This is a genomic window from Peribacillus sp. ACCC06369 (assembly GCF_030348945.1).
GTDB lineage: Bacteria > Bacillota > Bacilli > Bacillales > DSM-1321 > Peribacillus.
Window position 1 is genome coordinate 160757 of record NZ_JAUCEN010000002.1, and the last position, 20271, is coordinate 181027.

Annotated in this window: 16 protein-coding genes, 9 tRNA genes and 3 rRNA genes; 24 read left to right on the plus strand and 4 right to left on the minus strand. The window is 42.5% G+C overall.

The genetic code is table 11. The features are described 5' to 3' along the window. Window positions 1-7: 7 nt before the first annotated feature. Window positions 8-1456 (minus strand): DHA2 family efflux MFS transporter permease subunit, encoded by a 1449-nt coding sequence (locus tag QUF78_RS01650; RefSeq protein ID WP_289323343.1) that lies wholly within the window; start codon window positions 1454-1456, stop codon window positions 8-10. A gap of 176 nt (window positions 1457-1632) precedes the next feature. On the opposite strand from QUF78_RS01650, the gene QUF78_RS01655 reads away from it, so the two are divergent. From QUF78_RS01655 to QUF78_RS01675, 5 genes are all read left to right on the plus strand, one after another. Further along, window positions 1633-2181: a TetR/AcrR family transcriptional regulator gene (locus QUF78_RS01655; protein WP_289323344.1), complete on the plus strand. Its 549-nt coding sequence runs from the start codon at window positions 1633-1635 to the stop codon at window positions 2179-2181. 366 nt (window positions 2182-2547) lie between these two features. Continuing rightward, a complete protein-coding gene (locus tag QUF78_RS01660; protein ID WP_289323345.1) occupies window positions 2548-3075 on the plus strand; it encodes an ECF transporter S component in 528 nt (175 codons plus the stop codon). Between the two features lie 801 nt (window positions 3076-3876). Then, entirely contained in the window at window positions 3877-4302 is a 426-nt protein-coding gene (locus tag QUF78_RS01665) for a DUF2521 family protein (RefSeq protein ID WP_289323346.1), read from the plus strand. Window positions 4303-4385: 83 nt separating this feature from the next. Further along, window positions 4386-5102 (plus strand): N-acetylmuramoyl-L-alanine amidase CwlD, encoded by a 717-nt coding sequence (gene cwlD / locus QUF78_RS01670; RefSeq protein WP_289323347.1) that lies wholly within the window; start codon window positions 4386-4388, stop codon window positions 5100-5102. A 141-nt stretch (window positions 5103-5243) separates the two neighbouring features. Further along, complete coding sequence (locus QUF78_RS01675; RefSeq protein WP_289327209.1) at window positions 5244-6302, plus strand: Mrp/NBP35 family ATP-binding protein; 1059 nt, start codon at window positions 5244-5246, stop codon at window positions 6300-6302. Between the two features lie 38 nt (window positions 6303-6340). On the opposite strand, the gene gerD is transcribed toward QUF78_RS01675, so the two are convergent. Then, entirely contained in the window at window positions 6341-6916 is a 576-nt protein-coding gene (gerD, locus tag QUF78_RS01680) for a spore germination lipoprotein GerD (RefSeq protein WP_289323348.1), read from the minus strand. A gap of 138 nt (window positions 6917-7054) precedes the next feature. On the opposite strand from gerD, the gene QUF78_RS01685 reads away from it, so the two are divergent. Next, window positions 7055-7741, plus strand: coding sequence for a KinB-signaling pathway activation protein (locus QUF78_RS01685; RefSeq protein WP_289323349.1), 687 nt, complete (start codon window positions 7055-7057; stop codon window positions 7739-7741). A gap of 92 nt (window positions 7742-7833) precedes the next feature. Here the strand turns inward: QUF78_RS01685 and pdaB are convergent, their stop codons facing one another. Beyond that, window positions 7834-8586: a polysaccharide deacetylase family sporulation protein PdaB gene (gene pdaB, locus QUF78_RS01690; protein WP_289323350.1), complete on the minus strand. Its 753-nt coding sequence runs from the start codon at window positions 8584-8586 to the stop codon at window positions 7834-7836. A gap of 133 nt (window positions 8587-8719) precedes the next feature. On the opposite strand from pdaB, the gene QUF78_RS01695 reads away from it, so the two are divergent. The 14 genes from QUF78_RS01695 to rocF all read left to right on the plus strand — a co-directional run bounded on the left by QUF78_RS01695 (window position 8720) and on the right by rocF (window position 16135). Then, window positions 8720-8956: a hypothetical protein gene (locus QUF78_RS01695; protein WP_289318667.1), complete on the plus strand. Its 237-nt coding sequence runs from the start codon at window positions 8720-8722 to the stop codon at window positions 8954-8956. A gap of 279 nt (window positions 8957-9235) precedes the next feature. Then, window positions 9236-10786 (plus strand): 16S ribosomal RNA (locus QUF78_RS01700). Between the two features lie 175 nt (window positions 10787-10961). Beyond that, window positions 10962-13894, plus strand: a 23S ribosomal RNA gene (locus tag QUF78_RS01705). A gap of 64 nt (window positions 13895-13958) precedes the next feature. Beyond that, window positions 13959-14074, plus strand: a 5S ribosomal RNA gene (gene rrf / locus QUF78_RS01710). The 16S, 23S and 5S rRNA genes sit together here with 9 tRNA genes alongside, the layout of an rRNA operon. A gap of 45 nt (window positions 14075-14119) precedes the next feature. After that, window positions 14120-14194, plus strand: a tRNA-Asn gene (locus QUF78_RS01715). A 3-nt stretch (window positions 14195-14197) separates the two neighbouring features. Next, window positions 14198-14270 (plus strand) — tRNA-Thr (locus QUF78_RS01720). 31 nt (window positions 14271-14301) lie between these two features. Further along, window positions 14302-14376 (plus strand) — tRNA-Glu (locus QUF78_RS01725). A gap of 18 nt (window positions 14377-14394) precedes the next feature. Then, a tRNA-Val gene (locus tag QUF78_RS01730) sits at window positions 14395-14470 on the plus strand. Between the two features lie 14 nt (window positions 14471-14484). Continuing rightward, window positions 14485-14560 (plus strand) — tRNA-Thr (locus QUF78_RS01735). A gap of 18 nt (window positions 14561-14578) precedes the next feature. Next, window positions 14579-14662 (plus strand) — tRNA-Tyr (locus QUF78_RS01740). 104 nt (window positions 14663-14766) lie between these two features. After that, a tRNA-Gln gene (locus QUF78_RS01745) sits at window positions 14767-14841 on the plus strand. Window positions 14842-14844: 3 nt separating this feature from the next. Beyond that, window positions 14845-14916: transfer RNA gene (locus tag QUF78_RS01750), tRNA-Gly, on the plus strand. 21 nt (window positions 14917-14937) lie between these two features. Further along, window positions 14938-15013, plus strand: a tRNA-Ala gene (locus tag QUF78_RS01755). Between the two features lie 219 nt (window positions 15014-15232). Then, on the plus strand, window positions 15233-16135 hold the full coding sequence (rocF, locus tag QUF78_RS01760) for an arginase (RefSeq protein WP_289323351.1): 903 nt from the start codon (window positions 15233-15235) through the stop codon (window positions 16133-16135). A gap of 138 nt (window positions 16136-16273) precedes the next feature. Here rocF and QUF78_RS01765 read toward each other — a convergent pair whose 3' ends face one another. Continuing rightward, the gene (locus QUF78_RS01765; RefSeq protein WP_289323352.1) at window positions 16274-16459 is read right to left on the minus strand and encodes an aspartyl-phosphate phosphatase Spo0E family protein; all 186 of its coding nucleotides are present in this window, start codon (window positions 16457-16459) and stop codon (window positions 16274-16276) included. Between the two features lie 172 nt (window positions 16460-16631). Between QUF78_RS01765 and sigW the strand changes: the two genes are divergently transcribed. The 4 genes from sigW to QUF78_RS01785 all read left to right on the plus strand — a co-directional run bounded on the left by sigW (window position 16632) and on the right by QUF78_RS01785 (window position 20229). Beyond that, window positions 16632-17195: an RNA polymerase sigma factor SigW gene (gene sigW, locus QUF78_RS01770; RefSeq protein ID WP_289318670.1), complete on the plus strand. Its 564-nt coding sequence runs from the start codon at window positions 16632-16634 to the stop codon at window positions 17193-17195. Between the two features lie 16 nt (window positions 17196-17211). Beyond that, window positions 17212-17835, plus strand: a complete 624-nt coding sequence (locus QUF78_RS01775; RefSeq protein WP_289318671.1) for an anti-sigma factor family protein — start codon at window positions 17212-17214, stop codon at window positions 17833-17835. Window positions 17836-18053: 218 nt separating this feature from the next. Continuing rightward, window positions 18054-18878, plus strand: a complete 825-nt coding sequence (cdaA, locus tag QUF78_RS01780) for a diadenylate cyclase CdaA (protein ID WP_034304935.1) — start codon at window positions 18054-18056, stop codon at window positions 18876-18878. Further along, entirely contained in the window at window positions 18871-20229 is a 1359-nt protein-coding gene (locus QUF78_RS01785; protein ID WP_289323353.1) for a CdaR family protein, read from the plus strand. The genes cdaA and QUF78_RS01785 overlap by 8 nt, the downstream gene beginning before the upstream one ends. Window positions 20230-20271 lie beyond the last annotated feature (42 nt).

Here is a 20271-nt window from a genome sequence, read left to right on the forward strand (position 1 = left end):
AATAATTTTAGTTATGGGATTCACTTTCACTTTTTTTGATTGTGGCTTTTTTAGGCATAAAACATGTAAAAATTAACGCCACAATAGATAAGATTAACATAAAAACATAGGCATCACTTGAGCCAAAGATAGAAGCTAATGCCTCTAGTCGTATAGCTGTAATGTTTTCATTTTGCATTGATAGCTCAGAGGCATGTAAAGTTGCTTGCATTGTATACACTGTGATGACAACTGCTGTGCCAATAGCACCTGACAATTGGCGAATGGTATTATTTACAGCTGAACCATGGGAACCCAATTCTCGTGGTAAAGCATTTAACCCTGCTGTATTTAAAGGCATGGTAATAAAACTTAATCCAATTCGTAAAATAATGGTACGAACCATTAAATACATATAGGTTGTTGATTCGTTTATATCAATGACTCCCCACATCGAAACAATGATAAATAGTAAACCTGTAATAAAGAGTGGTTTAGCACCGTATTTATCATACATTTTACCAGTGATAGGGGATAAGAAGGCATTAATCACAGCTCCAGGTAATAACAGCAAACCTGCTTCAAGTGCTGTAAAACCTCGTCCATTCTGCAAGTAAATTGGTAAAAGAATTAAATCAGCATACATAATCATCGTAATTAGTACATTGATGAATGATGTCAGAGTGAAAATTCTATTGTTAAATACGGATAAATTTAATAATGGATCGCTGGATTTCATTTGACGTAAACAGAATAGAGTCGTCACGATTATTCCGACGATAATTGTAGTAATGACAACGAGATTATCCCAACCCTTGCTTCCTGCGCTACTGAATCCAAATAAAATGCAGCCAAAACCAATCGTTGATAAAATGACAGTTGTGATATCTAATTTTGCTTTTGTTGTCTCTGCAACATTCATTAAGTATTTGAACGCTAGAACAATGACAATTAATATAAATGGGATTAACCCAATAAATAGCCATCTCCATGAAACATACTCAATGATAAAACCAGAAAATGTAGGAGCGATGGCTGGAGCAAAAATCATCGCAAAGCCAATTGTCCCCATAATACTTCCACGCTTTTCGCTAGGATATAAATATAAAATAACTGTCATCATTAGAGGCATAATAATCCCGGCACCAATTGCTTGAATCATTCTTCCCGTTAACAGCATGCCAAAATTCATCGCACATGCACAAATTACCGATCCGATGAGCAAAAAAAACATCGAGCTAATAAATAGCTGCCTTGTTGTAAACCGTTTCATTAAAAAAGCCGTAATTGGTACTAAAACACCGTTTACTAGCATAAAGCCTGTTGATAACCATTGTACAGTTGCAGCCGTTACTTGAAATACATCCATTAAACCACTCAATGCAACATTTAATAAAGTCTGATTTAATGTTGATAAAAAACAGCCAGCAATCAATACAATTAATAAAACTTTTTTATTTCCTTCTGTTATGTCCATTTCTGTCGACAACCCCTTTATTTTTGACTTGCATTCTCAACATTGTGTCGATAAGATCGATGGTAACAAAAATATATGTTCCTTACCATGAACAGTTTTCATGAAAATGTTCACTAATCGACATAGAAATATATGCTGTTGAGAAAGTAAAAAAAAAAGCTATAAAGGAGTTAAAAATGTCTATACCTAAAAAAGAAGATCCTCGTACAATTCGTTCAAGAGAAATGTTTAAACATGCTGTCATTGCTCTCTTATGCGAGGATCCCGCAATTTCAAATTTAACGGTTCAGAAAATCGCAGCCAATGCAGGATTAAATCGAACAACATTTTACTTACATTATCAGGATATTCAAGATTTACTAACGCAAATCACCGATGAGATTTTAAATGAGCTTTCTGATAAAATTGTTGCTTTAATACATGCAAAAGATTTATCAGAAAAACAACAGCTAACACAATTGCTTGATTACTTATATATCCATCGAAATTATTTACTTATTTTATTTAATACGAATCAGTTTGAGGACCAATTGTTTTCATTATTAAAGCAATTAGTAGAAATAAGGAGGAAGAATTCCAAGAAGGATTTACCAGCTGATTATGTTGCCATTGATATTAAAACAGCCTCATTGGTAGGCATTATAATATGGTGGTTAAGACTGGGGCTTCATTTTAGTTCAGATTATATTGCCAATCAAATTTATTTAATGTACAGAGTGCACTAATTCTACTTTCGTTTGAATCAAACTTGAATTTCATTAATGTCGCGGTTTTGTTCTGATGTTTTAGATTTTCACAGTTTTTAATAGTCGTCCTTCATGGTTCAGTGTCTTTTTTAGGCCCTGTAAAAGATTAGACCACATCATGAATTCTGAATGCCTTTCTGCGTCATTTTTCAATTCATCCTAGTCTTTCCAGCATCAAATACAAATGAAACGCCGCAGTAAAGGCGTTTCAGAGTTGGAGACAGTTGCGTGCCATTCGTTGGAAGATGAGTTTATTTATGTAATACAGGTTTATTTGTAAAATCCATATTTATTAAGTTTCTGATTAGGAGTATGATAATACTAAAAAAAGAAAGAGGACTTCATATGAATTCAACATTCTCAGCGACAGAAAGAACTAAAACAAAGGCCTTAGTCATCAATGCCCTTTTCATCGCATTAACCATTGTAGCGACATTCATCAACATCAAGCTCCCGATAATGGGTAACGGAGGCCTAATCCATCTGGGTAACGTTCCTCTTTTTATAGCAGCCTTGGTTTACGGCAAAAAAACAGGGGCCATAGCAGGAGCATTCGGAATGGCCCTATTTGATCTTTTATCTGGTTGGGCAGCATGGGCACCGTTTACATTCATCATAGTAGGTGCAATGGGCTTTTTAGTCGGACTCATATCCGAAAAGGTACCCGGCAAAAGAGAATATGTATACACATTGGCCATTGCCCTTGCGTTGATCATAAAAATCGTGGGCTATTATTTTGCTGAAGTTATCCTTTACGGTAACTGGATACAGCCATTCGGCTCCGTCCCTGGTAACGTAATGCAGGTCATAATAGCCGGTATAATTGTAGTGCCGCTTGTAGGCCGCTTAAAGAAAAGAGCCGGACAGATATAGGGATTGATGTTACGACCAAAAAAGTATCCGTTTGATGACAAACTGCGCCGGGAATTCCGGACAATTAAAGATAAGATACCTGCTAATTAAGCAGCTATTAAATGACTTCGCTATTATAAAAAGTTATATCATGGGCATCCGTTTATCAGGGATGTCCTTTTTATTTAATCTTAAAGCCAAGATTAGAATTTTTTCCACGACATCCGTCTGTTTTGTTAAAGATGATTCATTTGTCATCCTAATCGACTCTTTACTAAGGGGGAAAGAAGAGGAAACAAAACATGGATAAGCTTGATGCTCATGAGATAGAAGAACAGGACTTGAATAACTAGTATTAATCAATGTCCAGAGAGATATGCCCGGTGAGCACCCAAGTCGGCAAAGACAGCCTCGGGTAGCGTCCTGAGTTGCAAGTTATCGGGGGGGAAAGTTTCTTGGGTCCATATGATCTAAGCGTAAAACGAGAAAACCTCCGGAAAATTCAATCGTATGCCTTGTTACCCAGGAGGTGCGTTTGCAGGTCCGCGCGAATCACATCATATTTCAAAGGAAATACTGGCTCCTTCTCAACGGTTTACATCTCTGTTCTATAATCCGTGCAGGCAGACTTTTATCATCCGTAATGTGCAGTCTTCCTTTTAACAGTATTCTTATAAAACTAGATCATCGTCCTGCGCTTGCTGAACTTATCCTCATTATTTTTTGCCAATAGAATAAATGAATGGTTCAAAATAGAACGCAAAAACTAAATTATGTCTTGGGAAATAATTTGGGAAATGGGGAAAGCCCCGGAGGTGAAATATGGCTGTGATATTAGGTTTACAGGAGATGCAAAGGGAAAAGCAACTGAAGTTCGAACGTAGATTGCTCAGGGATCTTTCTATCGAGGATATGAAGGGAAGAATCCAGCGTTACTTTGGACAGGATTTGATGGATGTCTTGGAAGAAGGCTACTTTGATGTAGCTATCGAGGCTTATTTATTAGGGGCGAACTATAGTAAGTTTGGCTATTACGGTGAGTCAGAAGACGATGTAAGGGCCAGGTCCTGGAAGGAAGAAAAGTTTTTGACCGATACTCTTTTTAACTTTATTTTGTATTGGCGGGAAGTTACAGCAAATAACGCTTTCGATGAAGGTTTGTTTTATTGCTGTGAGGGGTTTGTGGGAGAGTGGTGGCTGGACGGCTTTAAGACTGGTGAAAAACGATATAAAATGAAATTGCATTAAGAAGGCAAAAATCTCGTTCCTTGTTCTAATTTCATGGTTTGTCCCATACTTTTTAATAGAGGGATCATGGAAGGGGAACGGTCATGCGCAGAAAGCTGAAATATACAGGAATCGCTATGGGATTGTTTGTCCTTTTTTTAATTGTGACTTTTAAATTTGTTGAAGATGATTCTTGGGACTCTTGGAACCTTCCGTTGGCAGGTAAGGTAATCATCTTGGATGCCGGTCATGGAGGGATGGACGGAGGGGCAAATGTACAAGAGGTAATGGAAAAGGAAATTGCCCTTTCCGTATCATTGAAGGTAAGGGACTATTTACAGGAACAGGGTGCCCTTGTCATCATGACCCGTGAGAAGGATGAGGATTTGGCACAGGGTAATACAAAGGGGATTCGCCAGCGCAAACAGGAAGATTTACGGAATCGGGTTGAAATGATCAATGATTCGGAAGCGGACTTATTCTTAAGCATTCATTTGAACTCTTTTCCATCAGCGTCATCGAAAGGTGCCCAAACCTTTTATACAAACAGGTTTGAGGAAAATGAACAGGTAGCCAAATTCATTCAGACTGAAATCATTAGAAACCTGGAAAATACAAAGCGTGATGCAAAAACGATCAATAATGTGTATTTGATGAATTATGCTAAAAAACCGGGAGCGCTTGTGGAAATTGGCTTTCTTTCCAATACTGAGGAAAGGGAACGCCTTATCAGTGATGGGTATCAAGAAAAGGTTGCCAGTTCGATTTATATGGGCATTTTACGTTACTTTACAGAGGAAAAACTATCGGATAAAGAGTGACGTCTGGGTCTTGTAAAGTACAAGGCCTTTTTACTATGGGAAATAATCGGTTTCGAATACAGGACAGATAATAAGCTTTATTTCGGTAATATGTTATACTGAAAAATGGGAAAAAAAAACGAATTCAAAGGGGTGCTCGACTTGTTAACAGAAGAGAAAGTACTGAATTTATTGAAGGATCTTAAAGACCCTTTTTTACATAAAAACCTTGAAGAGACAAATGGAATTATAGAAATAAAAATAAAGCCTGAAAAGAATCATGTAAGCGTTAAACTTGCGATTGCGAAAACTGGGACTGCCGAGCAAATGCAAATGCAATCGGAAGTGGTGGACTTGCTGAAAACGAACGGAGCGGAATCTGTAGGCATCCGTTTCACGGAACTTACTGAAGATGAGTTGGCTAAGCACCGTGAAAGCATTCCGCAGGGTGAAGCGGACCAAGGTTTGCTTGGACCTAACAACAAGACACAATTCATCGCGATTGCCAGTGGTAAAGGCGGAGTGGGAAAATCTACGATTTCAGTGAATTTCGCTACTTCACTTGCCCGTTTGGGTAAAAAGGTCGGACTGGTTGATGCAGATATCTATGGATTCAGTGTACCTGATATGATGGGGATAACAAAAAGACCGGTTGTTCGTGGGGAAAAGATCATTCCTGTAGAACGATTTGGCGTTCAAGTTATTTCAATGGGCTTTTTTGTAGAAGATAATGCGCCTATCATCTGGAGAGGACCGATGCTGGGTAAGATGCTTAACAGTTTCTTTAATGAAGTGGAATGGGGAGAATTGGACTATTTAGTCCTTGACTTACCACCAGGTACAGGCGATGTTGCGTTGGACGTACATACGATGCTCCCTTCATGTAAAGAAATCATTGTTACGACACCGCATCCGACTGCAGCCTTCGTTGCTGCAAGAGCTGGTGCAATGGCCATCAAGACAGAACATGAAGTCATTGGTGTCATTGAGAATATGTCATTCTTCGAAAGTAAAACGACCGGTGAAAAAGAATATGTATTCGGAAAAGGCGGCGGCGCGAAGCTGGCAGAAGAACTTCGTACAGAAGTTTTAGGTCAACTGCCCCTGCAACAGCCAGATTGGAACGAAGAGGACTTTGCTCCCTCCATTTACGCAGCGGACCATAGGCTTGGAAGGATTTACGAGGATATTGCTAAAAAGGTCATTGAAAAGCTACAATAAAATGAAGGCTGATTCCAATTGGAATCAGCCTTATTTCATTACTTTTCCTTTTTATCCTTGTTTTCCTTCTCTACCGCTTTAGTAGCTGCTTTATCCAATCTCTCTTGCATTTTTGCTTGAACGAGAGGACTCTCCATGGTTTCTATGATCAGCTCTTTATAGACGGAGCGCATTTCCTTGGTTTTTAATAATTTATTCATTTCTTTTTCCAAGTCCGGTTCTTTCATTACTTCCATGATCATTCCACGATACTGAGGATCAGCAGTTAAGTCCTTCAATACCTTTTTATGTTCATCTTCTAAAGCTTTAGCATAAGCGGAGGCAAATTCAGGATCATTAAATGTCTTTTTCCAAAATTCCTTCCCTTTATCTGAAGTGACCATATCTTCAATGGATTTCTTAATGACATCCGAGTCCATAATAAGTTCAGCTTTCGTTTTATCATCGGAAATGATATCCTGGATGGCTTTTTTTCCATCATCTGTTTTCAAGATATCGACGACCATTTTCTTTGTCTCTTCATACTCCATTTTATCTGCGCCTGCTCCATTTTGAGCACAACCGGAACAAACGAGTAAGAATGACGTGAAAAGCAAAGCAACTCCCACTCTCATACGCAGGGCCCCTTTCATCCTTCTTATTGTTAATATGGTTCCAATCGGCGATATTATTCCTTGGTGGAATAAGTGGATTTTTCCAAATTTGGTTGGTACAATTAAGGAAATGAAATAGAAATTTTATGGAGGAAAACAATGAACAGCCGTAATTTAGTTAAATTGTTTTTAACAACATTGCTTATCGGTGGTGTAACGGGCGGAGTTGTAGGGTTCTTGGCTCGATGGAGTGAGTTTAAGCCTTATTTTTCTTCTTTTGAAGTCAGTGCCATCCTATCAACGTTTATTTGGTTATTCGGTGTTGGATTAATTTTCAGTGTCATAAGCCAAGCCGGCTTTTTTGCCTATTTAACGATACATCGTTTCGGTCTGGGAATATTTAAAAGCGCTACCTTATGGAATGCCGTTCAAATTGTACTCATTCTTTTTGTTGTATTTGATTTGGTGTATCTGCGATATCTTAATTTTGGTTCAGGTGAGGGGATTAGTTCATACATCGTCCTGGCGTTGGTTGTATTGGCTGCAGGACTTATTACAGCTTATTTCAAAATGAAACAAACGAATAAACAATCGTTTATACCGGCTTTGTTTTTCATGGTCGTAGTCACGGTTTTGGAGTGGATACCTGTCCTAAGTTCCGATGATGAAAGCTGGCTTTACTTCATGCTGTTTCCGTTACTGGTCTGTAATGCATATCAATTATTGGTCCTAAGCAAATTGATTGAACGTTCACAAAAGGAATTGGCCAGTAAAAGAGCACAGGTGCAAACTCCAGTAAAGGGGAAGAAAATGAAAGCTGGCGAATTAGGTAAAGGCAGCAGCTAACCTATATGTAAGTCGTAGGCCATACATAATGAAGCCAACATAAAAACTGCGTAATAAAGTTCATGGAGAACATTAGTACGCAGTTTTTTCAGTCAGCGGATTTCCTCACTGCTGGCTGATGAATTGGAGATCATTTCTGAAACATTAACGAAATTTAAATTTTTTGCTCGAAGTTCACTTATTAATTCAGGCAAAGCCTTATTTGTTTGTTTTGCTGAGTCTGAAGCATGTAATAAGATGATATCACCCTTTTGGGCCTTGGTGATGTTCTGAACGATTCGATCCACACCTGGATTGGTCCAATCCTTTGAATCGATACTCCAATGAACAACTGTATATCCGAAATTTTCGCTGATCTTTAATAGTCGTTTATCAAAGTGACCTGTGGGCGCTCGTAAAAGTTCTATATTCTTTACATTCAGTTTTTTGAATACTTCCTGAGCTTTAGAAATATCCCGGATGATTTCTTGATCTTCCATTTCGGAATAATCCTTATAATCGTAACCAAGCATACCGATTTCATATCCTTCTTTCCCAATTTCCTCTACTATGTCCGGGTGACGCTCAGCCCAAGAGCCAGAAAGGAAAAAAGTGGCAGACTCAATCTTTTCCCTTTTCAATGTCTCTATTATTGGAGCGGCTTTCTCATCACCCCAGCCAATATTGAACGTGATCGCGACATTCTTTTCCCCTTTATAAACCGCTTTTGGCCCATCTTCTGTAGAAAAAACAGGGGCATGAAGAATGTTTTGTACAAAAAGGAACCAAGCGGTAAAAAGTGCCGTAAGTAAAATTAACGAATAAAATTTGATGTTCTTTGCATGAAGCACCATGAAAAATTTCATTAATCCATCCCCTTGTCCAAAAGACTCTTGTCTTCAAATTTATGCGCAAGGATTATTGTTATGCAAAAAAAATCAGTTGGAAATTCATAAAATTGAAGGGAATGGGGAAAGATGTCTGGTGGAGGTGTGAATCATGCTCGGTTTATTGATTAATGATAAGGAGAAGATGGAATTGGAGTATCTGTTAAAAAGAGAGATGGATGAAATACTATTCGATTTACAGGATGACAGAATTGATCACTTAGTCAAAAGGGCAATAAACGAGAAATATAACATCCTTTTCAGACTGTTTAAAAGGGTGAGCACCGAGGAGGAATGCCTTATATATATGAGGGTGAAAACGAACTTATCCAAGGGGAATCAGTCATGATATTTAAAAGTGAAATATATTCAAAAAATCTATTGACTATTGATTTATACGCTGGTATATTATAAAAGTTGCTGCAACGTAGTAATAGCTTTTAAAAAAAGCGAAAAAAACTTTTTTAAAAAGTTATTGACGAAGTGGTAATGAGATGTTAAGATATTAAAGTCGCTAAGAGAGATGGCGAAAAAATCGCTCTTTGAAAACTGAACAAAACAAAGCGCCAACGTTAAATTTTAAGTGAGCACACACTATCAAAAAAGCAAAATGAGCAAGTCAAACATTTCTTCGGAGAGTTTGATCCTGGCTCAGGACGAACGCTGGCGGCGTGCCTAATACATGCAAGTCGAGCGAATCGATGGGAGCTTGCTCCCTGAGATTAGCGGCGGACGGGTGAGTAACACGTGGGCAACCTGCCTATAAGACTGGGATAACTTCGGGAAACCGGAGCTAATACCGGATACGTTCTTTTCTCGCATGAGAGAAGATGGAAAGACGGTTTACGCTGTCACTTATAGATGGGCCCGCGGCGCATTAGCTAGTTGGTGAGGTAATGGCTCACCAAGGCGACGATGCGTAGCCGACCTGAGAGGGTGATCGGCCACACTGGGACTGAGACACGGCCCAGACTCCTACGGGAGGCAGCAGTAGGGAATCTTCCGCAATGGACGAAAGTCTGACGGAGCAACGCCGCGTGAACGAAGAAGGCCTTCGGGTCGTAAAGTTCTGTTGTTAGGGAAGAACAAGTACCAGAGTAACTGCTGGTACCTTGACGGTACCTAACCAGAAAGCCACGGCTAACTACGTGCCAGCAGCCGCGGTAATACGTAGGTGGCAAGCGTTGTCCGGAATTATTGGGCGTAAAGCGCGCGCAGGTGGTTCTTTAAGTCTGATGTGAAAGCCCACGGCTCAACCGTGGAGGGTCATTGGAAACTGGGGAACTTGAGTACAGAAGAGGAAAGTGGAATTCCAAGTGTAGCGGTGAAATGCGTAGAGATTTGGAGGAACACCAGTGGCGAAGGCGACTTTCTGGTCTGTAACTGACACTGAGGCGCGAAAGCGTGGGGAGCAAACAGGATTAGATACCCTGGTAGTCCACGCCGTAAACGATGAGTGCTAAGTGTTAGAGGGTTTCCGCCCTTTAGTGCTGCAGCTAACGCATTAAGCACTCCGCCTGGGGAGTACGGCCGCAAGGCTGAAACTCAAAGGAATTGACGGGGGCCCGCACAAGCGGTGGAGCATGTGGTTTAATTCGAAGCAACGCGAAGAACCTTACCAGGTCTTGACATCCTCTGACAACCCTAGAGATAGGGCTTTCCCCTTCGGGGGACAGAGTGACAGGTGGTGCATGGTTGTCGTCAGCTCGTGTCGTGAGATGTTGGGTTAAGTCCCGCAACGAGCGCAACCCTTGATCTTAGTTGCCAGCATTCAGTTGGGCACTCTAAGGTGACTGCCGGTGACAAACCGGAGGAAGGTGGGGATGACGTCAAATCATCATGCCCCTTATGACCTGGGCTACACACGTGCTACAATGGATGGTACAAAGGGCTGCAAACCTGCGAAGGTAAGCGAATCCCATAAAGCCATTCTCAGTTCGGATTGTAGGCTGCAACTCGCCTACATGAAGCCGGAATCGCTAGTAATCGCGGATCAGCATGCCGCGGTGAATACGTTCCCGGGCCTTGTACACACCGCCCGTCACACCACGAGAGTTTGTAACACCCGAAGTCGGTGAGGTAACCTTTATGGAGCCAGCCGCCTAAGGTGGGACAGATGATTGGGGTGAAGTCGTAACAAGGTAGCCGTATCGGAAGGTGCGGCTGGATCACCTCCTTTCTAAGGATAATTACGAGAGCGCTTTTGTTTTGTTCAGTTTTGAATGAGTAATTCATTCAGATAGGGAAGAAAAACATCACGATGTGATGGATTCTTTCTGCTTTGTTCCTTGAAAACTAGATAATAGATAGAAGGCAATTAATTTTTTTCAAAGCATCTGTAAGATCTTTTTAACGGTTAAGTTAGAAAGGGCGCACGGTGGATGCCTTGGCACTAGGAGCCGATGAAGGACGGGACTAACACCGATATGCTTCGGGGAGCTGTAAGTAAGCTTTGATCCGGAGATTTCCGAATGGGGAAACCCACTGTTCGTAATGGAACAGTATCTTTACCTGAATACATAGGGTACTGAAGGCAGACCCGGGGAACTGAAACATCTAAGTACCCGGAGGAAGAGAAAGCAAATGCGATTTCCTGAGTAGCGGCGAGCGAAACGGAATTAGCCCAAACCAAGAGGCTTGCCTCTTGGGGTTGTAGGACACTCAACATGGAGTTACAAAGGAACGGGGTAAATGAAGTGACCTGGAAAGGTCCGTCAAAGAAGGTAAAAACCCTGTAGTTGAAACTTCGTTCCCTCCTGAGTGGATCCTGAGTACGGCGGGACACGAGAAATCCCGTCGGAAGCAGGGAGGACCATCTCCCAAGGCTAAATACTCCCTAGTGACCGATAGTGAACCAGTACCGTGAGGGAAAGGTGAAAAGCACCCCGGAAGGGGAGTGAAATAGATCCTGAAACCGTGTGCCTACAAGTAGTCAAAGCCCGTTAATGGGTAATGGCGTGCCTTTTGTAGAATGAACCGGCGAGTTACGATTTCATGCGAGGTTAAGTTGATAAGACGGAGCCGCAGCGAAAGCGAGTCTGAATAGGGCGAATGAGTATGAGGTCGTAGACCCGAAACCAGGTGATCTACCCATGTCCAGGGTGAAGTTCAGGTAACACTGAATGGAGGCCCGAACCCACGCACGTTGAAAAGTGCGGGGATGAGGTGTGGGTAGCGGAGAAATTCCAATCGAACCTGGAGATAGCTGGTTCTCTCCGAAATAGCTTTAGGGCTAGCCTCAAGATGAGAGTATTGGAGGTAGAGCACTGATTGGACTAGGGGCCCCCAACGGGTTACCGAATTCAGTCAAACTCCGAATGCCAAATACTTATTCTTGGGAGTCAGACTGCGAGTGATAAGATCCGTAGTCGAAAGGGAAACAGCCCAGACCACCAGCTAAGGTCCCAAAGTATACGTTAAGTGGAAAAGGATGTGGAGTTGCTTAGACAACCAGGATGTTGGCTCAGAAGCAGCCACCATTTAAAGAGTGCGTAATAGCTCACTGGTCGAGTGACTCCGCGCCGAAAATGTACCGGGGCTAAACGTATCACCGAAGCTGTGGATTGACACCATTAGGTGTCGATGGTAGGAGAGCGTTCTAAGGGCGTTGAAGTCAGACCGGAAGGACTGGTGGAGCGCTTAGAAGTGAGAATGCCGGTATGAGTAGCGAAAGAAGGGTGAGAATCCCTTCCACCGAATGCCTAAGGTTTCCTGAGGAAGGCTCGTCCGCTCAGGGTTAGTCGGGACCTAAGCCGAGGCCGAAAGGCGTAGGCGATGGACAACAGGTTGATATTCCTGTACCACCTATACATCGTTTGAACGATGGGGGGACGCAGAAGGATAGGGTAAGCGCGCTGTTGGATATGCGCGTCCAAGCAGTTAGGCCGGAAACGAGGCAAATCCCGTTTCCATTAAGGCGGAGCTGTGATGGCGAGGGAAATATAGTACCGAAGTTCCTGATTCCACGCTGCCAAGAAAAGCCTCTAGTGAGATGTAAGGTGCCCGTACCGCAAACCGACACAGGTAGGCGAGGAGAGAATCCTAAGGTGTGCGAGAGAACTCTCGTTAAGGAACTCGGCAAAATGACCCCGTAACTTCGGGAGAAGGGGTGCTTTTTAGGGTGAATAGCCCGGAAAAGCCGCAGTGAATAGGCCCAGGCGACTGTTTAGCAAAAACACAGGTCTCTGCGAAGCCGCAAGGCGAAGTATAGGGGCTGACACCTGCCCGGTGCTGGAAGGTTAAGGGGAGAGGTTAGCGCAAGCGAAGCTTTGAACCGAAGCCCCAGTAAACGGCGGCCGTAACTATAACGGTCCTAAGGTAGCGAAATTCCTTGTCGGGTAAGTTCCGACCCGCACGAAAGGTGTAACGATCTGGGCACTGTCTCAACGAGAGACTCGGTGAAATTATAGTACCTGTGAAGATGCAGGTTACCCGCGACAGGACGGAAAGACCCCGTGGAGCTTTACTGCAGCCTGATATTGAATTTTGGTACAGCTTGTACAGGATAGGTAGGAGCCTGAGAAGCCGGAGCGCTAGCTTCGGTGGAGGCGTTGGTGGGATACTACCCTGGCTGTATTGAAATTCTAACCCGCGCCCCTTATCGGGGTGGGAGACAGTGTCAGGTGGGCAGTTTGACTGGGGCGGTCGCCTCCTAAAGAGTAACGGAGGCGCCCAAAGGTTCCCTCAGAATGGTTGGAAATCATTCGTAGAGTGTAAAGGCACAAGGGAGCTTGACTGCGAGACCTACAAGTCGAGCAGGGACGAAAGTCGGGCTTAGTGATCCGGTGGTTCCGCATGGAAGGGCCATCGCTCAACGGATAAAAGCTACCCCGGGGATAACAGGCTTATCTCCCCCAAGAGTCCACATCGACGGGGAGGTTTGGCACCTCGATGTCGGCTCATCGCATCCTGGGGCTGTAGTCGGTCCCAAGGGTTGGGCTGTTCGCCCATTAAAGCGGTACGCGAGCTGGGTTCAGAACGTCGTGAGACAGTTCGGTCCCTATCCGTCGCGGGCGCAGGAAATTTGAGAGGAGCTGTCCTTAGTACGAGAGGACCGGGATGGACGCACCGCTGGTGTACCAGTTGTCTTGCCAAAGGCATAGCTGGGTAGCTACGTGCGGACGGGATAAGTGCTGAAAGCATCTAAGCATGAAGCCCCCCTCAAGATGAGATTTCCCATGGCGCAAGCTAGTAAGATCCCTGAAAGATGATCAGGTTGATAGGTCAGAGGTGGAAGCGTGGCGACATGTGGAGCTGACTGATACTAATAGATCGAGGACTTAACCAACGCTTTTTAAAAAATGAAATACCTTCTTATTATCTAGTTTTGAAGGAACAACGTTCCTTTATTGTTTGGTGGCGATAGCGAAGAGGTCACACCCGTTCCCATTCCGAACACGGCAGTTAAGCTCTTCAGCGCCGATGGTAGTTGGGGGTTTCCCCCTGTGAGAGTAGGACGCCGCCAAGCAATTCATTTAAATCTTTAAATGGGTTTTAGGAAACATTATATTATTCCGCAGTAGCTCAGTGGTAGAGCATTCGGCTGTTAACCGAACGGTCGTAGGTTCGAGTCCTACCTGCGGAGCCATATGCTTCCATAGCTCAGTAGGTAGAGCACTTCCATGGTAAGGAAGAGGTCAGCGGTTCGAATCCGCTTGGGAGCTTCCCAATCTATCTATGTACACAAAGTAGTCCGGCCCGTTGGTCAAGCGGTTAAGACACCGCCCTTTCACGGCGGTAACACGGGTTCGAATCCCGTACGGGTCACCATTCTTAATTCATTAATCCGGAGGATTAGCTCAGCTGGGAGAGCATCTGCCTTACAAGCAGAGGGTCGGCGGTTCGATCCCGTCATCCTCCACCATTTATTCTTTACTTGCCGGTGTAGCTCAACTGGTAGAGCAACTGACTTGTAATCAGTAGGTTGGGGGTTCAAGTCCTCTTGCCGGCACCATTTACAACCATATATTGCGGAGGGGTAGCGAAGTGGCTAAACGCGGCGGACTGTAAATCCGCTCCTTCGGGTTCGGCAGTTCGAATCTGCCCCCCTCCACCATTTTAATAAAATCCTGTGGATCAGTTATATATTCTCTTTAATGGGGAATTATATGATTACCACCTTTTTATTTTGTTGAACATTAATTGTTACATATTATATATTGGGCTATAGCCAAGCGGTAAGGCAACGGATTTTGATTCCGTCATGCGAAGGTTCGATCCCTTCTAGCCCAGCCATTTGCGGAAGTAGTTCAGTGGTAGAATACAACCTTGCCAAGGTTGGGGTCGCGGGTTCGAATCCCGTCTTCCGCTTAATATATTTTAAATTCCTTAGGGGCCTTAGCTCAGCTGGGAGAGCGCCTGCCTTGCACGCAGGAGGTCAGCGGTTCGATCCCGCTAGGCTCCACCATCAACTACATACACCAAAACTTACGTCTTAAGCCAAAATGGTTTAAGACTTTTTTTGTATAAAAGCATTTTTTGGTTAACCTATGTCTAGAAAGGTTTTTTTTCATAGGTCTTATAAAAAAAGCGTATTAGGTATGAAAAGGTTGCATCATTATACATGGAAATGTCGAGTTGAACCACTTGGCGTATACGATATAAAATGGGTGAAAGGGGGAATTATATGTCTATTCAGAAAATTTCCGTCATTGGATTGCCTATGGACCTTGGTCAAGCAAGGCGGGGCGTGGATATGGGACCTAGTGCCATCCGCTGCGCAGATATTTTCGAGCGTCTTGAACAGTTAAATATAGAAGTAGAGGATTTAGGAGATATAATTGTAGGACGGCCTGAAAAAGCAAATAAGCCTGGGACCAACCTGAAAAACTTACCGCTTGTTGCAAAGGGTAACGCCCTGTTAGCTGCAAGGGTTGATGAAATAATAGAAGGTGGTTCCTTCCCGCTTGTATTGGGAGGAGACCATTCAATAGCTATAGGAACACTGGCGGGAGTCGCAAAGCACTATGAAAATGTAGGTGTGATTTGGTATGACGCACATGGGGATTTAAATACGGAAGAAACCTCGCCATCGGGGAATATACATGGAATGCCCCTGGCTGTCAGTATTGGACTTGGACATCCGGACCTGATCAATATCCATGGTTCCGGTCCAAAAGTGAAACCGGAAAACATCGTAATAATTGGGGCAAGGTCTTTGGATGAAGGGGAAAAAGAACTTATCCGTGATAAAGGGATTAAAGTATTTACGATGCATGAGATTGATCGCATGGGAATGACAAAGGTCATGGAAGAATGCATAGATTATTTAAGGGAAAGAACGGATGGTGTCCATCTTTCATTGGATTTGGATGGAGTTGACCCAGCAGATGCTCCCGGAGTGGGGACACCGGTGATTGGTGGCATAAGTTATCGGGAAAGTCATTTGGCCATGGAAATGCTCGCTGAAGCCAACTTGATTACATCAGCTGAATTCGTTGAAGTGAACCCCATTTTAGATGAGCGGAATAAAACGGCAATCGTTGCGGTGGCTCTAATGGGTTCGCTATTTGGAGAAAAGTTATTATAACTGAAAAAATAAAAGAAACAGTAACCGGCTTGTAATGGGTTACTGTTTTTTATATGCTAGAAGACGTAGGTTTATTTTCCAGGGTGTATGTAACATGAACATATCTATAAATAGATGGTTGCAATCGCATATCCATATTCACTTAAGAGCACGTCGGTGTGTGAGATCTCCATTTTTAGTTAAATGGAGGTATTGGTTGATTAAAGTATCCAGTTTGCTGCTAACTTCAATAACTTCATTATCAACCATCGAAGAACGGGAAGCCAAAATCATCATCTTCTGTCTGTATTGTTCAATATGGTCTAAAATTTGTTCAGCAGTCATATAGAGATTCACTCCCTCGAATTTTACAATTTCTTACTATATAGCCCTTTTTTTTTTTTCTTAAACATTAAATGTAAAACTTTGTTAAAATTAATGTATTAAATTTTTGAAACCTTTTAGCTTACGATTCGTAGTAATCGTATAGCCGCATGAGCGGGGGTAATACCGGAAAATGGATGCACTCATTAAAGAGAGAATTAATCAAGTATTAAAGGGAGACCATAATGCATTTGGGGAAATTGTCGAAATTTACAAGGACAAAGTTTTCCAGATATGTTTCAGGATGCTCGGAAACAGGCAAGAAGCAGAGGATTTGGCACAAGAGGCCTTTGTAAGGGCCTTCGTGAATATTCGTAGTTTCAATATACAAATGAAATTTTCTACATGGTTATATCGGATTGCGACCAACCTTTGTATTGACCGCCTTCGCAAGAAAAAGCCGGATTACTATCTAGATGCAGAGGTGGCAGGGACAGAGGGATTGAATATGTATTCCCAAATAGCATCAGATATGGCGAAACCCGAGGAAGAAGTTGAATCTTTAGAACTACAGGAAACCATTCAAGTGGAAATAATGAAATTGCCCGAGAAATACCGATCGGTTATCGTATTGAAGTATATTGAAGAGTTATCTTTAAAGGAAATCAGTGAAATATTAGATTTGCCAGTCGGTACGGTTAAGACGAGAATACATCGTGGTCGGGAAGCCTTGCGTAAACAACTACGCCATTTATAAAAAGAAGGTGAGAAAAATGAACTGCCATGAGGAAATCATTGAATATATGCATGATTATTTAGATGAGGACATCAAACCGGAGCATAAAGAAGTTTTACGGGAGCACTTGCACAACTGTGCTGAATGCCGGAATTACTTTCATGAAATGAAAAAGGCGGTCGCTCTTGTACAAAGCACTTCCCATATTAAGGCCCCGGATGACTTTACAGCAAAGGTTATGGCTCAATTGCCAAAGGAAACGAAAACAACGGGCGCCAAACGTTGGTTCAAAAGCCATCCCTTCATGACAGCGGCAGCGATGTTCATCATATTGATGACAGGATCTGTTTTTTCCACTTATAATCAGGACGAACATTTTTCAGTATCAAAGCAGCCTAACTTAGTGGTCGCAGGTGAAACTGTGATTGTGCCTGCGGGTGAGACAATCAAGGGTGATGTGGTAGTTCAAAATGGCAACATTCAAATAGATGGTGAAGTAGAGGGAGATGTGACAGTCATAAATGGGCATAAATATATGTCTAAGGCAGGGAATGTGACTGGGAGCATCCATGTTATTGACCAAGCTTTTGAGTGGATGTGGTATAAAGTAAAGGATACTGCAACCTCGTTGGTTCCTGCTAAAGAGGAAAAAAATGAATAAGGAATAGAGCTGGGAGGAGAGCATCGTTTTTCATATACGGTGACTTCGCTCAGCTTTATTTTTTAAAGGGAAGAGAACCATTTTGCATGGTTCGTTCTTGCCATGTAAATTTCCCACACTAGTTTTTAGATGTATCATTTAAAAAATGGTATACTATTAAGGTTATCGTATAAAGATTGTAATTGGTATTTGGAGTAATACTGACTGGAGGAAACAACATGTCTTTAACCAATTTGACTGTTTGGGACTATGTAGTAAATTTCATTGATATTCTCCTTGTATGGTTTGTGATATATAAATTGTTAACTATTATTCGAGGCACGAAGGCTATTCAGCTGCTAAAAGGAATTTTTGTAATTGTCATTGTAAAAAGCTTAAGCAACCTGTTTGGTTTCAATACACTCGGATGGTTAATGGCACAAGTCATGAATTGGGGAGTATTGGCGATTCTCGTCATTTTCCAACCTGAACTGAGAAGGGCACTTGAACAATTAGGACGCGGGAAGCTCTTTGCAAGGGGCACCGTTCCAGAAGAGAATCAGCAAGAGCGTTTAGTCGAAGAAATCCTAAAGGCATCCACTTATATGGCAAAAAGGCGGATTGGGGCCTTGATTACGATAGAGAAGGGTACGGAGCTGGGGGATTATGTTGAAACGGGGATACCCCTAAAATCCTATATTTCTTCAGAACTGCTCATTAATATCTTCATCCCAAATACGCCGCTCCATGATGGCGCAGTTATTTTACAAAATAACCAGGTGGCGGCTGCAGCATGCTATTTGCCATTATCAGAGAGTCCATTCATATCAAAGGAGCTTGGCACACGGCATAGGGCAGCCATAGGCATGAGTGAAGTTACGGATAGTCTTACGATTGTCGTTTCTGAAGAAACGGGTGGGATATCCGTCACTAAAAACGGGGAACTTTACCGGGATTTGAATCAAGAATCATTTAGGGCCATGCTTACAAGTGAACTGGTAGTGGAAAACATCAAATCAACTTCCTCAAGCATCTTTAACTGGAGGGGGAAAAAGAATGGATAAATTCACCAATAGCGCTTGGTTTATGAGAATCGTAGCTTTTGCCTTGGCAGCACTTTTGTTCATTTCCATTAACTTTGAGATGGAGTCGGATAAAAAATCCCTTGGTTTATCGACGGCCCCTGAAATCAGTACGGAGACCATCGAAAATGTACCGGTTGAAGTGTACTATGACCGTGAGAATCTAGTGGTCAGCGGAGTGCCGGAAACGGTTGATGTTACTCTAAAGGGAGCAAAAAGCCTATTGATAAATGCGAAAAACCAAAGGGACTTTAAAGTGTATGTAGACCTTTCTGATCCTGCAATCTCAATGGGGGACAGAACCGTCACATTTAAAATAAGTGAGTTGAATGAAAAGTTAGTGGCGACGATCGATCCGGAATATGCGGAAGTCAACGTTCAGGAACGGGTGACGAAGGAATTCTCCGTTGAAGCCGAGTATAATAGCTCTTTACTTGAAGAGGGATATACTGCCGGTCAACCAACAGTTAGCCCGAAAACTGTCAAAATTACGGGTGCTAAAGATGCGATTGAACAAATTTCCTATGTAAAGGCAAACCTTGAAATAAGTAAGGGACTTAACGAAACGGTGAACGGCAAGGCAACCGTTAAAGCCCTGGACAGGGACTTGAATAAGTTGGACGTGACGATTGAGCCAGCTTCAGTTGCCGTTTCCTTAAAAGTGAGCATTCCTTCCAAAACGGTGTCGATAACACCAAAGCAAACTGGGAAGGCAAAGGATGGCATCAGGATCAAGAGTATAAGTGTCGATCCAAAAGAGGTCACCTTATTTGGCTCAGAAACGAGCCTTGGGGATATAAGTGAAATAAATCTTCCTGTAAATATCTCGAAAATTGATGGTGATACAGAATTGGAACTCGATCTTACTAAACCGGAAAATGTACAAAAAATGTCCTTGGGTAAGGCAAAGGTCAAGATTCGTACAGAGAAAGTGGATGTAGATGAAGATGAAGTGACTGCAGAGCCAGTTGAAGAAGAGGAAGAACCAGAAACTGAACCAAAACAAGAAGAAAAAGAGCAAGTAATCGAAGAAGATGAACCGGCTGCCATTGAGTCTAAAACATTCAGCAATATAAAAATAGTTCCTGTGGGCATACAGGAAGACAAAGATGCCGAATTGGAATCCGATGTAACAAGCATCACCTTGCTTGGTGAGGCGGATGACTTGAAGAAAATAACTAAAGACGACATTAATCTTACAGTAGATGTGAGTAATTTAGATGAAGGTACGCATGATGTAGAACTGGTGGTAAACGTGCCTGAGGGAGTGGACTGGGAGCTGGATTCTGAAACGGTTTCGGTCACCATTACTCCAAAAGCCGAAGAGACATAACCTTCCTTTAACATCATTTAATTCAGTAACGATTCGAAGAAG